Source organism: Falsiruegeria mediterranea M17, from assembly GCF_900302455.1.
Lineage (GTDB): Bacteria > Pseudomonadota > Alphaproteobacteria > Rhodobacterales > Rhodobacteraceae > Falsiruegeria > Falsiruegeria mediterranea.
In genome coordinates this window covers 413,190-429,698 of sequence record NZ_ONZG01000002.1, presented here as the reverse complement: position 1 = coordinate 429,698, position 16,509 = coordinate 413,190, and the positions used below count along the sequence as shown (strand labels likewise).

Here is a 16,509-nt window from a genome sequence, read left to right as displayed (position 1 = left end):
GGCGTTGGGTGATGCGGCGGACCTGATGATGGAGCCAGCGCGGCAAAGCCATGCTTGGGTTGCGCATTTTGGGACGGGGTGCATGCCGCGTTGAGAGCTTTGACTGCGCACCTGATGATCCGGCGCATTGTGCGGTAGCTACTAATCCAGCGAGTGTATGAATTTTGCCTGCATCACGCTCAGCCTTGGGGATGTCAGCTGATCCGTAAGGAACAGTAAATCACCTGTTTCTGGACACAGAGCGAAATGGAGGGCATTGTCAGTTATTCTCTCCCTTTTCAGTGCCCTGAGGCTGAATCCTGCCTCTGTATGAGTTCGTTTTTCGACTATTCAGAAAAGAGGAAATTTGACGTGACAACAGATGGTGTTTTCCGACTTTCGGATATCGATGGCAGCAATGGCTTTGTGATCCAAGGCATTGATCCGTACGACTATAGTGGTGGATCCGTGTCTTCCGCTGGGGATGTCAATGGCGACGGGATCGATGATTTGATCATCGGAGCATATGGTGCTGCAGGGGGCGCCACATCCCAAGCAGGCGAAAGCTACGTGGTTTTTGGCAGCACAGCGGGATTTGGGGCCACTCTCCCACTGTCCTCTCTGAATGGCGCCAATGGCTTTGTGGTCCAAGGTATTGCTTCCTACGACTTCAGTGGTGGGTCCGTCTCTTCTGCTGGGGATGTCAATGGTGACGGTATAGGTGACTTGATCATTGGGGCATCAGGCGCTGGTTCTAGTCGTGAAGGTGAAAGCTATGTCGTTTTTGGTAGCACCGCAGGTTTCGGGGCCACCCTGCCACTTTCCGATCTGTGGCAGGTCAGAAATGGCTTTGAGATCCAAGGTCAACTGAACGGCAATAGTGGAGCGTCTGTCTCTTCCGCTGGGGATGTCAATGGCGATGGGATCGATGATCTCATCATTGGTGCGCCAGAGGCTGAAGTGGGCGGACAAAGGGAAGTAGGCGAAAGCTATGTGGTCTTCGGTAGTACTTCGGCTTTCCCGACTGTGTTGTACGCGTCCTCTTTGGATGGAAGCAATGGCTTTGTGATCGAGGGAGCTAACTCAGATGACACTGCTGGTAACTCTGTCTCTTCCGCGGGGGATGTAAACGGCGATGGTATCGATGATCTGATCATCGGAGCAGTTCATGACGTTGCGGGCGTCCCAACCAGTGCAGGCGAAAGCTATGTGGTTTTTGGCAGCACCGCGGGTTTTGCGGCCAATTTGCCATTGTCCTCTCTGGACGGCAGCAATGGCTTTGTCATCCAAGGCGCTGAAGTTGGAGACGACTTTGGTACGTCTGTCTCTTCCGCTGGGGATGTCAATGGCGACGGGATCGATGATCTGATTGTCGGAGCTATATTTGCTGAACCGGGTGGCTTGTACAACGCAGGCGAAAGTTATGTGGTTTTTGGCAGCACTGCGGGTTTTGCTGCTACTCTGCCTGTATCCTCTTTGGATGGCAGCAATGGATTTGCGATCCAAGGTGCTAACGAACGCGACATTAGTGGAATCTCTGTCTCCTCCGCTGGGGATGTGAACGGCGACGGCATCGATGATCTGATTATAGGAGCTGAAAACGCTAGTCCCAGTGGGATAGAGAGTGCGGGCGAAAGCTATGTCGTTTTCGGCAGCAACGTTGGCTTTGAGGCCACTCTGCCATTGTCCTCTCTGAATGGCAGAAATGGCTTTGTGATTGAGGGAAGTGAACGTTTGGACAAGAGCGGAAGGTCCGTCTCTTCCGCTGGGGATGTCAATGGCGACGGTATCGATGATCTAATTATCGGAGCTATACAGGCCAGCCCGGGAGGCACAACTTCCGCAGGTGAGAGTTATGTGATCTTTGGGCGAAGCACTATTTCCTCGGACATCATCGGCACAGACGGAAATGACACCATTGCGGGTACCGAGAATAGCGAAAGAATATTTGGGCTGGGCGGTTCGGACTGGATCATGCCCATGGCTGGGCTTGACACCGTCGATGGGGGCGACGGGTTTGACCAGATTTTCTTTGACACTGCAGCAGCCGGGATCAATGCGTCTTTGAAGGACGGGGTGACTGTTGCGGGCGATCAGGTAAACGCCCTTGTCAATGTCGAAGGCATCACCGGTTCCGGCTATGCGGACGCACTGCGTGGCGATGATGGCGACAACAAGCTGCGAGGACTTGGTGGAGCGGATACGTTTTCACAGATGGCGGGGCGGATACCATCGAAGGCGGTGCAGGCACGGACCTGCTGATCGCAGGGGACTTTGTTAGTGGTGCCGCCGATATCAGGCTGTCACTGATCGCGGGACGCGGTTGGACTGGTGCCGCGGAAGGTGATCATTACAGCGGTATTGAGAATGTCAGCTCGGGCTGGGGCAATGATGAACTGACCGGAGATCATGAGGATAACCATCTGAATGGCGGCTACGGAAACGACACGCTGATGGGCAACGGCGGGAGAGATACGCTGGATGGAGGTCACGGCATTGATGTCGTGCAGTTCGCCTATGATCGCGACAAGTATCTGATCACGCAGAACGGGGATCAGACGATTGTCGACTATATCGATAAACCCGGTGCATTTGACGGACCTAATGTTGTCATTCACGCCGAAGTTTTTCGTTTCGCTGATGGCGACGTCGATCCCTATAACCTGTTCGGTACACCAGGCGACGATATGATGACCTGGGATCCCGCCCATCAAACGCTGAGAAACGTCGACGGTTTGGCTGGATTTGACACCTTTTCTTTTCAGGATGCGAATGATGGCGTTACGGGCAACTTGGCCGACAAAACTGTATTCGTCAGCGAGCTCGGACGCTCGATTGTTCTGGAATCCATCGAGGGCATCACCGGGTCCAGCTACGTTGATGAACTACGTGGCGATGACAATGACAACAAGCTGCGCGGGCTTGGTGGTGCCGACACCTTTTACACAGATATCGGTGCAGATACGATTGAGGGCGGCGCAGGCATCGATCTGTTGACTGCAGGCGGGTTTTACGAGAATGCTGCTGATATCAGCCTGTCATTGCTGGCGGGGCGCGGTTGGACGGGTGCGGCCAAGGGAGATCACTATAGCGGTATCGAGAACGTCAGCTCTGGCTGGGGCGATGATAGCCTGACCGGAGATCACGGGGACAACCATCTAAATGGTGGCTACGGCGACGATTTCCTGATTGGCGCGGGTGGGAACGATACGCTAGACGGCGGCTTTGGAACCGACATCGTTCTTTTTGCCTATGATCGTCGTGAATACACCATCACCAATGACGGTTTCAGAACCACTGTTGATTACATCGGGCCAGGGACAGGAGACGGAACAAACATCGTCATCCACTCGGAGATCCTGCGGTTTGCGGACGGGGATCTAATCTTGTGAAGGCGATTGGGCGTCGCGTACGGGACGGCAGAGATGCCTTGGGATGTGATCTTTGGGTCTTTCCATGACGGCAGTGAGACGGCCACCCAAGACACACGTGCGCGCAAGAAGCGGATGCATGGGCGGTAGCCGACCCAATGTTAAAAGGACTTACGACGTGACGAGTTGATCAACCCGGGTTGTTCGGTTCACTCGTGTATTGGTCTGATCCCGGCCTTTCCTGCGTAACGACGAGCGCCCCATATAGACGAGCGCCCCATATAAAGGAAGGACAAGAAACAGACCTTCGCTGCAGAGGGGCGCATCGTGCTTCTCTTTGCTGGTGTTCAGTCGGTGGTCATTGAGGCCAAGGCTCCGCGGCGCACGTCTTTCCCGTCCGTCAAACCATTCACTTTTTCGACCAGGGCAGCGGCATCTATGCCGTGATGGCGGTAGAGGTCGCCGATGGTACCCGTTTGACCAAAGTGTTCGACCCCCAAGGGGATGGTTTGATGGCCAGCGACGGAGCCGAGCCAGGATAGCGTCGCGGGGTGCCCATCAATGACGGTGACGACTTTGCAATGCGGTGGCAGCTGAGCCATCAGAACCTCAATATGGGAGCGGGCGGCCTTGTTGCCGCGCGAGCGCGCGCGCTGGGCTGCGGTCCAGCCCGCGTTGAGCCGGTCGGCTGAGGTCACGGCGAGCACGCCGATGTCCCGTCGGTTTTCTCCAATCATTCCGGCAGCCTTGATCGCTTCGGGGGCAACCGCGCCTTGATAGGCAATGACCACATCGCAATTCGGACCCGGCTTGCGCAGCCAGTACGCCCCGTCAATGGCCCCTTGGCGAAAATCCCCATCTACACGCTTTCCGGGTTGCTCGATGGGATTGGTTGTCAGACGCAGATAGACTGACCCGCCTGTTTCATCGCGCAGCCAAGTCCGCTCATTCGGGTCACCTTCGCCGTCGCGCTGGACGTAGTCGAATGCCCATCCCATGATCACCGCCAATTCGTCCGCGAACGCGGGCTCAAAGCTTGCGAGCCCGTCTTGGCTCATGCCGATGAGCGGCGACCCAACGGATTGATGCGCCCCGCCTTCCGGCGCCAGCGTCACGCCAGAGGGCGTTCCGACCAGGATAAAACGCGCATCCTGGTAGCAGGCATAGTTCAGCGCATCGAGGCCACGGGCAACAAAGGGGTCATAGACTGTGCCGATGGGAATGAGCCGCTTGCCAAACAGGGAATGCGATAGACCGGCCGCCCCCAGAAGCAGCATCAGGTTCATCTCGGCAATGCCCAACTCGATATGCTGACCTTCGGGCGTGAACTCCCACTTCGCGGTAGAGGGTATGCGGTTCTCGATAAAGGCATCGGTTTGCTCTGAACGGGCAAAGAGCTTTCGGCGGTTCACCCAGGGGCCGAGGTTTGTGGTTCCCGTGACATCCGGTGAAGTTGTGACGATCCGCTCGGCCAGATCGCTGTCACCCTTGGAGAGATCGTCGAGGATCTTGCCGAACGCCATCTGGGTCGAGATTTCACGAGAGGTGTCGATGGCGATGGAGGGCACGTCCAACTTGCCATCCTGATAGCGCCGGGGGCCCTTGGCAAAAAATGTCACCTTGGACAGGAACTCCCGCAATGCGCCCGGATTTTCGACCGTGGCCATCGGGTCCCACTCCTCGCCCTCGGCGACACCCATATGGGCTTGCCACTGCGCAAACTGGCTGTTGTTCATCAGCCCGCCGTGGTTGTCCTTGTGACCTGCAATGGGCGTGCCCCAGCCCTTGACCGTATAGGCCAGAAAACAGGTGGGTCGGTCGTGGGTGATGGCCTCAAAACTGTCTGCCATGGTTTCCACGCAGTTGCCGCCAAGGTTTTCCATGAGCGCGGCGAGCTCTTCGTCACTGCGCCGGTCAATCAGGGCTGAGACATCGCCCTGATCCCCAAGATCATCCATCAACCGCTTGCGCCAGACCGCGCCGCCCATGAAGGTCAACGCCGAATAGTCCTGGTTGGGACATGCGTCGATCCAGTCCCGCAGCTTGTGGCCTCCGGGTTCCTCAAAGGCGGCGCGCTGCAACACGCCGTGCTTTACGCGCACCACATCCCAGCCGAAGGCATCGAAAATCTTCTCGATCCGCTCAAAAAGCCCTTCGCGCACGATCCCGTCCAGCGATTGACGGTTGTAATCGATGATCCACCACGTCTTGCGCAGGTCGTTCTTCCACCCCTCTTGCAGGGCTTCATAGATATTGCCCTCGTCCAATTCGGCATCGCCAACAAGCGCCACCATTCGGCCCATTGGGGCGTCATCGCCCCAGCTTTTGGCCTTGATGTAATCCTGAATGATCGACGCGAACGAGGTGATCGCGACGCCAAGGCCCACCGAGCCGGTGGAGAAATCCACGTCATCAATATCCTTGGTCCGGCTGGGATAGGACTGCACCCCACCAAAGCCCCGGAAATTCTCCATCTTCTCGCGTGTCTGGTTGCCCATCAGATACTGCATTGCGTGAAAGATCGGCGAGGCATGGGGTTTGACCGCAACCCGGTCCTCGGGTTTCAGGGCCGAGAAATAGAGCGCAGTCATGATCGACACCATTGAGGCCGACGAGGCCTGATGCCCACCGATCTTGATCCCGTCCACCTTGGGGCGCACGTGATTGGCGTGGTGGATCATCCAGTGCGACAGCCACAAAAGCCGTTGCTCGATGGTCTTCATGTGGTCGATGTCGGTGGGCATGGGGCTCTCCTTACTCGGCAGCGTGATGGACGGGTTGGGGCAATGCCTGATCAAGATCAGCGATGATGTCATCGACATCTTCCAACCCAACCGACAGGCGGATCAACCCGTCCGTGATGTCATGCTCGGCACGCTCCTCGGGGGTATAGGTCGAGTGTGTCATCGAAGCAGGATGCTGAATCAATGTTTCGGCATCGCCCAGGGACACGGCCCGTTGGATCATTTTCAAACTGTTCATGAATTGGATGCCGCCCACCATGCCGCCGTCAACTTCAAACGCGATCATCGCGCCGGGTTTGGACATTTGGCGCGTTGCAAGTTCGTGTTGGGCAAAACTGTCCAGCCCCGGAAAATGCACGGCGCGAACGGACGGATGCTGCTGAAGATGTTCGGCCACAACCCAAGCCGAAGCGCAATGACGCTCCATGCGCAGTGCCAGGGTTTTCAGACCGCGCAGGATCAACATCGCGTTGAACGGTGCCATGACCGCGCCGGTCATGTCCTTCATGCCAACAAGACGGATCTCGGCGATCTGTTCGGCTGTACCGGCAACCAGCCCGGCGACCACGTCGCCGTGTCCACCGAGATACTTGGTGGCGGAATGCAGCACGATGTCAGCGCCCAGTTCAATTGGTCGTGTCAAAAAGGGCGTGGCATAGGTGTTGTCGACGACCACCTGTGCCCCGGCTTCATGCGTGATGGCCGCGGTGGCGGCAATGTCCACCAATCTCATGTTCGGATTGGCCGGGGTTTCGAAATAGACGACCCTGGTCCGCTCCGAGATTGCGGCGCGCAGGTTTTCTGCGTCGGTCATATCCACGTGGGTGATCGTCACCCCCCATTTCGCCAGCCCATGCCGCATGAAGGCGAAGGTGCAGCCATAAAGCGTCTTGTCCACGATCACCTCGTCGCCGGGCGAAAGCAAGGTCCACAGCACTGCGGTGATCGCCCCCATGCCGCTGGACAGGGCCAACCCGGCCTCGGCCCCTTCGAGCGTGGCGATGCGCTGTTCCAGCAGATCACAGGTCGGGTTCGAGATACGGCTGTAAATATGCCCCTGACGTTCGCCCGCGAACATCTCGCCCCCGGCTTCGGTGGTCTCGAACGCGAAGGTGGATGTCAGGTGCAGGGGCGGCGTCAGCGCACCTTCGTTCTGCTGAGGATCATAGGCGTGGTGGATGGCACGGGTGGCGAAGCCTTTGGATGAATTCATGGCAACCTCTCTCATGGTGTTTGAGGCAGGATGCGATGTCTTGGCGAGGGAATGATTGCGAGTTATGCTTCACTGAATTGAAATTTTGGCATTATCTGCCAATATGGGGGTAAAATGGACGCCAAAGACCGACAGATCATCCGCGCCCTGCAAGCCAATGGGCGCATGACCAATCAGGATCTTGCCGCCGAGGTCAACTTGTCGCCGTCGCCGTGTCTGCGCCGCTTGCGCAACCTCGAGGACAGCGGGACGCTGCGGGGGTACAGCGCCGAGGTTGACGCAAAGGCCTATGGGTTGCCCATCACGGTCTTTGTGCGCATCCGGTTAGAGCGCCACAACGAAGACGATGTGCGCCGCTTCGAAAGCCGAATCCATGCGATTGACGAAGTGCTTGAATGCCATGTCCTGACCGGAGCCTCGGATTACCAGCTGCGGGTGGTGGTGCCCGGATTGGACGCCTATGAAGATTTCATCCGCCATCGCATCCATCCCATCGGAGGAATTGCTTCGATCGACACCAGCTTCGTCTATTCCACGGTCAAGAAGACCAACGTGTTTCCAGTAATCGATTGACCGTCCACGCAATGCCCGGATGAGCGCAGGGTGTTGGCGCTTGTAAACACATGTGGGGGTAGTGCTGAATTCAAGGCGGGCAATCGCACAGCTGTGGCTTGCAACACTGGCGTTCTTCTGCACGACTTCCAGCGAGCCGGTTCAGGTGTAGGGCACCGTCATGGCCGCGTTGTGGAAAGCGGCAGGGACAGCGTCAAACTGGCTCCACGCTCCACCTTGTTGATTGACAGGTGCCCACCATGTCGATCAGCCACCGAAGAGACGATCGTCAACCCCAGGCCGCTGCCTTCTGACGGTTCGATCTGTGAAAATCGTCGGAAAGCGGTGTCCGCCTGTTCAGGGATCAGCCCCTTGCCATCATCTTCAACGGTAATTCGCGCAGCCCCTTCATCACAGTTCAGGGAAACCTTCACCAGGCTCAGACTGCGACCCCCATGCTTTAGCGCGTTGTCGATCAGGTTCTTGATGGCCTCTGTCACAAACACCGGATCTCCCTGGACGTACACTGGGGTATCCGGCACCCCGACATCGAAGTCGGTACCGGCATTCAAAACGATTGGCCCCATATCCGCACAGGTCTGCCGGACAAGGGCCGCCAGATCGAGCTCCTGTTGTGCTGCAGGTTGAAGAGGGTGCTGAAGGCGATCTAGGGACAACAGTTGGTCCGCGACACGGGCAGAGGAGCGCGCTGCTGCAATCAGCTCGGAAACGCGCTGATTGCGGTCCGTTTCCGAGCGTGCATCCCGAACGCTTTCTGCCATGGATTGCACGGCGGCGGCCGGGTTGCGCAGTTGATGAGCAGCGTCTGAAATGAAGGCCTGATGTGCGTCAATGCTGGCTTCGACCTGGCCCAGCAGGCGGTTGAGTGTACGGACAATGCCGTGTGCCTCGATCGGGACAGGGCGCTTGATCCGGCTCAGATCGTGGGGGGACCGTACGGCAATTGCTTCCTCAAGATCCAGCAGCGGTCGCAGGCCAAGCCCGACGCCAAACCAAACCACCAGGGCCAACGTTGCAAGCAGCACACCAATCAAGGCGGCGGCGCGGATCGCGAGTTGAGTTGCAAGCTGGTTTCGGTCTGTCAGGCGTTGCCAGACAGTGACCGTGGTGTCCCCGGTCATAGTGTCGATGGTCAACCGCTCGGTCACCTGCAACACCCGCACCTCTTCGCCGCGATAGATCGCCTGAAACAGATGCGGCGTGTTCAAGGCGGGGCGTGGTTTGTCTGCGCCGGTCGGTGGATAGGCGTATCCGGTAACATAGATACCCCCGGGGCCTGTCGCGTGGTAAAACACCTCGCCCCCGGCGGCATCGCCGATCAGGTCGCGGGTGGTAACGGACAGCACGTCCCCCTCGGACACGGCCACATCTCGGGAAATGGCCAGGGCCGCGGACAGAAGCGAGCGGTCGAACAACTCTTGCGCAGTTTGCTGTGCGACCGTCACCCGCCAGAACCCCACGATCAGCGCCATGATCAAAAGTGGGGAAAGGATCACCGCAAAGAGGCGTAGACGGAGCGACGCGCGGCGCATCAGCCGGTGACCTCAAGCAGATATCCCAATCCGCGCGCGGTCTTGATGCCGACACCATGCGGCGCCAGCCTTTTGCGCAGGCGTGAGACATGCGGCTCGATCGCGCTGTCTTCGACATCGGCGCCCACACCATAGACATGCTCGATCAGCTGCGCCTTGGACACGATGCGCCCGCGTCGTTCCGCCAGACATTCCAGCACGGCCAGTTCCCTGCGCGGAATATCCAGTGCCGCGCCAGCTACACTGACCTGGCGTGTCGAGCGGTCAAAGGTCACGGACCCCAGAACCTCCTGCGCGCCATAGTCCAGGTCCTTGCGGCGAGACAGGGCGCGAATGCGGGCCTCCAGCTCGTCCATCTCGAAGGGTTTGACCAGATAGTCATCGGCTCCGGTGTCCAGCCCGGCCACCCGGTCCGAGGTTTCCGACCGAGCCGTCAGCAGGATGACTGGCGTGCCATCCCCCCTAGCGCGCAGGGCTGACAGGATTTCCAAGCCTGATCGCCGCGGCAGGTTGATATCCAACACCACCAAGTCGGCACCATCCTGGGCCAGAAAGTCATCGGCGTGCTCTCCATCATGCAGCACATCCACCGCGTGACCGCGGTCGCGCAGGCGATAGGCAATCGCATTGGCAAGGGTTTCGTTGTCTTCGACGATCGCAATCCGCATGTCCGGGTCCGCAAGCTTGGCGCAAGGTTGATCCCCCATGATCAGCAGATCAACAGGGGAATCAACCCCGTACAGTTTGGCAATCATGGTGGTGCTGAGGAGGCTTCCGTGCTTGTCTGGTCAACAGGGAGGAACCAATGACCGTTTCCACTTTCACCCGCCGCGCCGTTGTCGGCCTGATCGCCGCCGCGGGTATCGCCGCGCCTGCGGCCGCCGAGGTCGACTTTTCCGGCAAGACGATCGAATGGGTCATTCCGTTCTCTGAAACCGGGGGCTCGGCCAAATGGGCTAACTTCTTTGCCCCGCTGCTGGCCGAAGAGCTGCCGGGCAATCCCACGGTGGTGGTAAAGTTCATGCCGGGTGCCGGGTCCACCAAGGGGGCCAACTGGTTCCAGGAACAAGACCATGATGACGGCACGCTGTTGTTTGGTACCTCGGGCTCGACCCAGTTTCCCTATCTGCTGGGCGATCCGCGTGTGCGCTATGAATACAAGGACTGGAACCCGGTTATGGCTTCGGGCACGGGCGGTGTCGCCTATCTGAATGCCGAAGACGGGGCCAAATTCGATGGTTCGGCCAACGGACTTAAGGATGTGGATTTCATCTATGGGTCGCAAGGCGCCACACGTCTGGATCTGGTGCCGCTCCTGGCTTGGCAGATGCTGGGCATGAACGTGGAGCCAGTGTTCGGCATCAAGGGGCGCGGTGACGGCCGCCTGATGTTTGAACGGGGCGAAGCGACAATCGACTACCAGACCTCGTCAGGCTACCTGAAGGGGTCGGCCGAGATGGTGGTGGCAGGCGACGCCGTGGCGATGATGTCCTGGGGCGCGCTGGATGCGGATGGCAATATCGTACGCGATCCGACCTTCCCTGACATTCCGACCTTCAAGGAGGTCTGCGAGGCCACCGACGGCTGTGAAACCAACGGTGAGGCCTGGGATGCGTGGCGTGCCTTCTTCGTCGCAGGCTTCCCGGTGCAGAAGCTTGCCTTCCTGCCTGCTGGCACGCCGCAAGAGGTCATCGACACCTATACCACCGCTTTCCAGGCCGTCGTGGCGCGCGCTGATTTTGCAGACATTTCGTCCAAGCGGGTTGGCAAGTATCAGGTGTTCACCGGCACGGACGCACAGAGTGCATTGGGCACCGCGACCTCGGTCCCGGATGAGGCCAAGGCCTTTGTGACCAACTGGCTGCAAGAGGCCTATGGCGTCTCGCTGAACTGATCACTCCCACCTTGGCGCGTGGGTCTTACACGCGCCACTTTTCCCAAAAATTCTACTGAAAGGCGGCTCCCATGGAGGCTTTCGCCACCGCTCTTCCTGCGCTTGGAGAAGCGTGGGGTTTGATCCTGCAACCTGTTGTTCTGGGATACCTGGTCCTGGGGGTCGTGATGGGCCTGGCCGTGGGGGTCTTTCCGGGCCTGGGCGGCATCGCAGGCCTGTCCCTGCTTTTGCCGTTCATGTTTGGCATGGACCCGGTTCTGGGTCTGGCTTTGATGATCGGCATGGTCGCCGTGGTGCCGACCTCAGACACATTCGCCTCTGTTTTGATGGGGATCCCTGGCAGCTCGGCCTCGCAGGCCACGGTGCTGGACGGGTTTCCCATGGCCAAGAACGGGCAGGCGGCCCGGGCCCTGTCTGCGGCGTTCTCCAGCTCGCTCTTTGGTGGGCTTGTTGGCGCCTGTTTCCTGACCCTGTTCATCCTGGTCGCTCGGCCCATCGTCCTGGCCTTTGGTCTGCCCGAGATGTTGATGATCACTATCCTCGGCCTCTCCATGGTCGCCGTTCTGGCGGGGCGTTTCCCGCTCAAGGGTCTGGCCGCGGCTGGTCTGGGTCTGATGATCGGCACCATAGGCGAGGCGGATGCAGGCGGCAGCCTGCGCATGGCGTCCTATGACATTCCATATCTGACCGACGGGCTGAAACTGGTCATCGTCGGCCTGGGCATTTTTGCCATTCCCGAAATCGTATCCCTGCTGCGCCAGGACCGCTCTATCGCCAAGGGCGCAAGCCTGGGCGCAGGTTGGCTGGATGGCGTAAAGGACTGGTTCGCCAATATCTGGTTGTCGGTGCGCTGTTCGGTCATCGGCGTCGTTGTGGGCATCATTCCCGGCCTGGGCGGCAGCGTGGTCGACTGGATCGCCTATGGCCATTCGGTACAGACCACCAAGGACAAGTCCAACTTCGGCAAGGGCGAAGTCCGTGGCGTGATCGGGCCGGAAAGCTCGAACAACGCAAAAGAGGGCGGGGGGCTTGTCCCGACGCTCTTGTTTGGCATTCCCGGATCCGGATCGATGGCGATCTTCATCGGTGCCGTGGCTTTGCTCGGCTCGGGCGATATCGAAGTTGGCCCGGGCATGTTGAAGGACAACCTGGACATCACCTATTCGATCGTCTGGCTGTTGGCGCTTGCCAATGTCGTTGGCACGGTGCTGTGCATCGCCGCCTCGGGTGGGATCGCCAAGCTGACCACGATCCGGTTCACATATCTGGCGCCGTTCCTGTTCATGCTGATCAGCTTTGCCGCTTTCCAGTCGGGTCAGAACTTCGAGGATCTTCTGGCACTGTTTGCCATCGGTCTCATCGGCATTTTCCTGCGTCGGTTTGATTGGTCGCGACCCGCCTTTCTGATCGGCTTTGTCCTGTCCAACCCGGTCGAGAAATTCACCAACCAGGCGTTTCAGATCGCTTCTTTCCGGTTCCGCAAGGGGTTCGACGTGGGCATGGAATATGTCTTCAGCCCCATCGTGATCGTGTTGATCATTATCACTGTGGTCTCGGTTGTTCTTGGCATTCGCCAGGCCAAGTCGATCATGGCCGAGGGGGAGGTGCAGTCTGGTGCCAAACGCGCGCCGATGGTCTTCCTCCTGGTGCTGGCGGGCTATCTGATCGTTGCGCTGGTGAACGCCAACATGATCCCCGACTACAACATGACCGACAAGATCATCCCGCTGGTCGTGGGCAGCTTTGCCTTGCTGTGCTGCACGATCTTGCTGGTGCAGATGATACGCCGCCCCGAAGGAGACCCGATCTTTGCGGACAAAGAGGTGGCGGGTGAAGACGCCGATGCCCCCTATGGCTTGTGGTCCACACTGGCCTGGTTCGCCGCACTGATCGCCGCGACCTGGGTGGTTGGTTTCATCCTGGCCCTGGTGGGTTTTCTGATCAGTTTCCTGCGGGTTCGGGCCGGTTCCAGCTGGGGCAAGACGCTGCTGCTGACCGCCTGCGGCATCGGTTTCATGTGCCTGATGGCGGGCGCCCTGAACCGCGATTTCCCGCCGGGCCTGTTGCAGGACGCTGTTGATCTGCCCTGGCCGCTGAAGTGAGGAGGATGACATGACCCAGATCGCCATTCCCTATATTCATATGCGCGGAGGTACCTCGAAGGGGCCATATTTCCAGCGCGCGGATCTGCCCGAAGATCTGGACACCCTGGCGCGCGTACTGATTGCCGCCGTGGGTTCGGGGCACGGGTTGAACATCGACGGCATCGGCGGCGGCGCTGCCGTGACGACCAAGGTCGCCATGCTGTCCAAGAGCACCAACAATTGGGCGGATGTGGACTACTTCTTTGCTCAGGTTTCGGTCGAGGAGCAACTGGTCGATTTCAAACCGACCTGTGGCAATATCCTGTCGGGTGTTGGGCCTGCGGCGATTGAAATGGGGCTGATCGAACCCAGGGGCGATGTGACCGAGATCCGCATTCGCGCCGTGAACACCGATGCTCAGGTCGTCGCCAAGGTGCAAACCCCCGGCGGCAAGCTTGCCTACGAGGGCGACGCCGAGATCGCAGGCGTGCCCGGCACGTCGGCGCCGGTACAGCTCAGCTTTATGGGCGTGGTGGGCTCGTCCACCGGGGCGTTCCTTCCCACGGGCAATCTGCGCGACACAGTGGACGGAATCGAAGTGACCTGCATGGATGTCGCCATGCCGGTTGTCATCGCCCGAGCCGCGGATTTCGGCCTGACGGGATACGAAAGCGCCGAAGAGCTGGATGCCAACCGCGCTTTTTTCGACCGGATGGAGGCCATGCGCCTTGAGGCGGGTAAGCTGATGGGCATGGGCGATGTCACCCAATCGGTCACGCCCAAGTTCGGCCTGCTGGCCCCCGCGCGCGACGGCGGCACCATCGCCACGCGTTACTTCATGCCGTGGAAAACCCATCCGACCATGGCCGTGACAGGGGCACAATGCCTGGCCTCTTGCGCGTTGACGCCGGGTACGGTGTCGGACGGCATGCTGACGCGCCCCACCACCAGCCCCGCCGAGGTCGTGTTGGAACATGCGTCAGGCACCATCGACGTGCTGGTCGATTTCAGCGCCAAGGATGGCTTTGCCCTGAACGCGGCGGGCCTGGTGCGCACTGCACGCAAGCTGGCCGACGGCCACGTCTATGTCCCTGCCGATACCTGGGCAGGGCAGGAGGAAACCGCATGAACCTGTACAACATTCTGGTGGCGTTCAATGGTGGGCAGGCCTCGATCACGGCGCTGAAATACGCGGCCCAACTGGCAGGTGACCGTGGCCATGTCACCGCGCTGCTGGCCCATTCCACCCATGAGGTGGTGGACCCCAATTCCGCCTGGGTTCCGGCCCGTGCGCGCGAGATCATCGCGGAGGCCAATGCCGACATTCTGAATGAAATCGAGAGGCAGTTTACCGTTGTCAGCGATGGCCTGGGTTTGGACGATCGTTTGCATTTCACCCGTGCTGCGGGGCGTGTCGACGCTGTTCTGGCCGAACATGCGCGCAGCTTCGATCTGTTGGTTGTCGGACAGGATCAGGCCGGGGTGGACGAACATGTCACCTTGCATCCCGACCGCATCGCCCTGATGAGCGGCCGCCCGATCCTGATCGTTCCCGAAGGTCACGATGCCACGGCCCGTCATGCGCATGCCACGCTGGCCTGGGACGGCGGGCGCGCGGTGGCGCGGGCCCTGTCGGACGGGCTTGGCCTGTTGGAGGATCAGGGGCAGGTGACCGTTTTGACCATCGGAGACGAGGCCATGCCGCGCCCGGTCGGGGATGTCACCCTGCACCTGTCTCGTCATGGTGTTGCGGCCACTCACGAACATATCGCCGACACCCCCGGCGTGGCACGGGCTTTGCTGGCCTGGTGCGCCGAACATGATCCCTGTCTGCTGGTCATGGGCGCCTATGAGCATTCCAAATTTCGCGAGGACTTTCTGGGTGGTGTCACGGCCCGGGTCCTTCGGTCCGCACCTATCCCCGTTCTGCTGTCTCACTGAGGAAGACCATGACATCCCAAGAAGCAATAAACCGCATCAACGCCGCCATCGACAGCTTGCGCGAGGTGCGCGACACCATCGGGGCCGAGCTGACCTCGATGCCGGATTTGAAAGATCCCGAGGTTCAGCGCCTGTCGGTTCTGCACGATCGCGCCGCGAACGCCGTGGCGGCTTACCACAAGGGGCAATGATGCGCGTTCATATCCTGGATGACTGGTTCGATACACTGCGCGGCTTGCCCAGTTTTGCCAAACTCGACGGGCATGAGGTGACCGTCTGGACCGACCATGTCGAGGATATCGACCGTCTGGCCAAACGGCTGGCCGACGCCGAAGCGATGGTGCTGTTTCGGGAACGCACCCAAGTCACGCGTGCCCTGTTGGAGCGACTTCCGAACCTGCGCCTGATCTCGCAACGCGGGGTCTATCCGCATGTGGACGTCACGGCCTGTACTGATCACGGAGTTGCCTTCTGTTCGAAGATACCCAGCGGCGGCGCTCCCAACCATGCCGCAGCCGAGTTGACCTGGGCTCTGATCCTGGCCGGGATGCGCGATTTGCCTGGGCAGATGGCCAGTGTAAAGGCGGGGCGTTGGCAGTCAGGCGCCGGCAAGACGCTGAAGGGGCGGCGTCTGGGGCTTTACGGCTATGGTCGCATTGCACGGTTGGTGGCCGGTTATGCGCGCGCCTTTGGAATGGAGGTGACCTGGTGGGCCTCGGAGGATGGGCGAGCCCGTGCGCAAGCGGAGGGTGAGGTAACTGCTCAAAGTCGGCAGGCCTTTTTCGCCGAATCCGATGTGGTCAGCCTGCACCTGCGTCTGAAACCGGTCACGCGAGGGATCATCACCGCGCAGGACTTGACCGCTATGCAGCCCGATGCGCTGCTCGTGAACACCTCTCGCGCAGGGTTGATTGCACCGGGCGCGCTGTTGCAAGCGCTGAACGCAGGCCGCCCAGGCAAGGCCGCCATTGATGTGTTCGACACCGAACCGCTGATCGACCCGACCGATCCGCTGCTGTCTCATCCCAACTTAATCGCTACGCCGCACATCGGTTTCGTCACCGAAGACGAGTTTGATCTGCAATTCGCAGACATCTACGACCAGGTGAACGCCTTTGCGCGCGGGGCGCCGATCCATGTGATCAACCCAGAGGTTGCTGGCTGAGCGCAGTGGACCT

13 protein-coding genes are annotated in these 16,509 nt (G+C 59.6%); 9 read left to right on the top strand and 4 right to left on the bottom strand.

What is annotated here, in order from left to right; all coding sequences use genetic code 11:
- Positions 1-351 precede the first annotated feature (351 nt).
- Both TRM7615_RS05420 and TRM7615_RS05415 read left to right on the top strand, forming a co-directional pair.
- Positions 352-2,241 (top strand): integrin alpha, encoded by a 1,890-nt coding sequence (locus tag TRM7615_RS05420; RefSeq protein WP_207775211.1) that lies wholly within the window; start codon positions 352-354, stop codon positions 2,239-2,241.
- The gene (locus TRM7615_RS05415) at positions 2,211-3,371 is read left to right on the top strand and encodes a calcium-binding protein (protein ID WP_306417716.1); all 1,161 of its coding nucleotides are present in this window, start codon (positions 2,211-2,213) and stop codon (positions 3,369-3,371) included. Before TRM7615_RS05420 ends, TRM7615_RS05415 begins: the two co-directional genes overlap by 31 nt.
- A gap of 326 nt (positions 3,372-3,697) precedes the next feature.
- Here TRM7615_RS05415 and TRM7615_RS05405 read toward each other — a convergent pair whose 3' ends face one another.
- Both TRM7615_RS05405 and TRM7615_RS05400 read right to left on the bottom strand, forming a co-directional pair.
- On the bottom strand, positions 3,698-6,094 hold the full coding sequence (locus TRM7615_RS05405; RefSeq protein ID WP_108785869.1) for a thiamine pyrophosphate-binding protein: 2,397 nt from the start codon (positions 6,092-6,094) through the stop codon (positions 3,698-3,700).
- A gap of 10 nt (positions 6,095-6,104) precedes the next feature.
- Positions 6,105-7,307 (bottom strand): methionine gamma-lyase, encoded by a 1,203-nt coding sequence (locus tag TRM7615_RS05400; RefSeq protein ID WP_108785868.1) that lies wholly within the window; start codon positions 7,305-7,307, stop codon positions 6,105-6,107.
- Between the two features lie 114 nt (positions 7,308-7,421).
- Here TRM7615_RS05400 and TRM7615_RS05395 point away from each other — a divergent pair, with 114 nt between their 5' ends.
- Positions 7,422-7,880, top strand: a complete 459-nt coding sequence (locus tag TRM7615_RS05395) for an Lrp/AsnC family transcriptional regulator (protein WP_108785867.1) — start codon at positions 7,422-7,424, stop codon at positions 7,878-7,880.
- Positions 7,881-8,038: 158 nt separating this feature from the next.
- On the opposite strand, the gene TRM7615_RS05390 is transcribed toward TRM7615_RS05395, so the two are convergent.
- On the bottom strand, positions 8,039-9,412 hold the full coding sequence (locus TRM7615_RS05390) for a sensor histidine kinase (RefSeq protein WP_108785866.1): 1,374 nt from the start codon (positions 9,410-9,412) through the stop codon (positions 8,039-8,041).
- The gene (locus TRM7615_RS05385; protein ID WP_108786009.1) at positions 9,412-10,080 is read right to left on the bottom strand and encodes a response regulator transcription factor; all 669 of its coding nucleotides are present in this window, start codon (positions 10,078-10,080) and stop codon (positions 9,412-9,414) included. Before TRM7615_RS05385 ends, TRM7615_RS05390 begins: the two co-directional genes overlap by 1 nt.
- Before the next feature lie 137 nt (positions 10,081-10,217).
- On the opposite strand from TRM7615_RS05385, the gene TRM7615_RS05380 reads away from it, so the two are divergent.
- From TRM7615_RS05380 to TRM7615_RS05355, 6 genes are all read left to right on the top strand, one after another.
- Complete coding sequence (locus tag TRM7615_RS05380; protein ID WP_108785865.1) at positions 10,218-11,306, top strand: type 2 periplasmic-binding domain-containing protein; 1,089 nt, start codon at positions 10,218-10,220, stop codon at positions 11,304-11,306.
- Positions 11,307-11,377: 71 nt separating this feature from the next.
- Positions 11,378-13,408 carry a tripartite tricarboxylate transporter permease gene (locus tag TRM7615_RS05375; RefSeq protein ID WP_108785864.1) on the top strand — a complete coding sequence of 677 codons (2,031 nt, stop codon included), beginning with the start codon at positions 11,378-11,380 and terminating at the stop codon, positions 13,406-13,408.
- Between the two features lie 10 nt (positions 13,409-13,418).
- A complete protein-coding gene (locus TRM7615_RS05370; RefSeq protein ID WP_108785863.1) occupies positions 13,419-14,519 on the top strand; it encodes a 4-oxalomesaconate tautomerase in 1,101 nt (366 codons plus the stop codon).
- Positions 14,516-15,331 carry a universal stress protein gene (locus tag TRM7615_RS05365; protein WP_108785862.1) on the top strand — a complete coding sequence of 272 codons (816 nt, stop codon included), beginning with the start codon at positions 14,516-14,518 and terminating at the stop codon, positions 15,329-15,331. Before TRM7615_RS05370 ends, TRM7615_RS05365 begins: the two co-directional genes overlap by 4 nt.
- 8 nt (positions 15,332-15,339) lie before the next feature.
- Positions 15,340-15,522: a hypothetical protein gene (locus TRM7615_RS05360; protein WP_108785861.1), complete on the top strand. Its 183-nt coding sequence runs from the start codon at positions 15,340-15,342 to the stop codon at positions 15,520-15,522.
- Positions 15,522-16,496: a D-2-hydroxyacid dehydrogenase family protein gene (locus TRM7615_RS05355; RefSeq protein WP_108786008.1), complete on the top strand. Its 975-nt coding sequence runs from the start codon at positions 15,522-15,524 to the stop codon at positions 16,494-16,496. Before TRM7615_RS05360 ends, TRM7615_RS05355 begins: the two co-directional genes overlap by 1 nt.
- The last annotated feature ends 13 nt before the right edge of the window (positions 16,497-16,509 follow it).

Excerpts from the sequence above, each read along its gene's own strand:
- TRM7615_RS05355 (WP_108786008.1), top strand. The coding sequence starts at position 15,522 with ATGCGCGTTCATATCCTGGATGACTGGTTCGATACACTGCGCGGCTTG.
- TRM7615_RS05370 (WP_108785863.1), top strand. The coding sequence starts at position 13,419 with ATGACCCAGATCGCCATTCCCTATATTCATATGCGCGGAGGTACCTCG.
- TRM7615_RS05380 (WP_108785865.1), top strand. The coding sequence starts at position 10,218 with ATGACCGTTTCCACTTTCACCCGCCGCGCCGTTGTCGGCCTGATCGCC.
- TRM7615_RS05405 (WP_108785869.1), bottom strand. The coding sequence starts at position 6,094 with ATGCCCACCGACATCGACCACATGAAGACCATCGAGCAACGGCTTTTG.
- TRM7615_RS05360 (WP_108785861.1), top strand. The coding sequence starts at position 15,340 with ATGACATCCCAAGAAGCAATAAACCGCATCAACGCCGCCATCGACAGC.
- TRM7615_RS05385 (WP_108786009.1), bottom strand. The coding sequence starts at position 10,080 with ATGCGGATTGCGATCGTCGAAGACAACGAAACCCTTGCCAATGCGATT.
- TRM7615_RS05365 (WP_108785862.1), top strand. The coding sequence starts at position 14,516 with ATGAACCTGTACAACATTCTGGTGGCGTTCAATGGTGGGCAGGCCTCG.
- TRM7615_RS05390 (WP_108785866.1), bottom strand. The coding sequence starts at position 9,412 with ATGCGCCGCGCGTCGCTCCGTCTACGCCTCTTTGCGGTGATCCTTTCC.
- TRM7615_RS05400 (WP_108785868.1), bottom strand. The coding sequence starts at position 7,307 with ATGAATTCATCCAAAGGCTTCGCCACCCGTGCCATCCACCACGCCTAT.
- TRM7615_RS05395 (WP_108785867.1), top strand. The coding sequence starts at position 7,422 with ATGGACGCCAAAGACCGACAGATCATCCGCGCCCTGCAAGCCAATGGG.
- TRM7615_RS05375 (WP_108785864.1), top strand. The coding sequence starts at position 11,378 with ATGGAGGCTTTCGCCACCGCTCTTCCTGCGCTTGGAGAAGCGTGGGGT.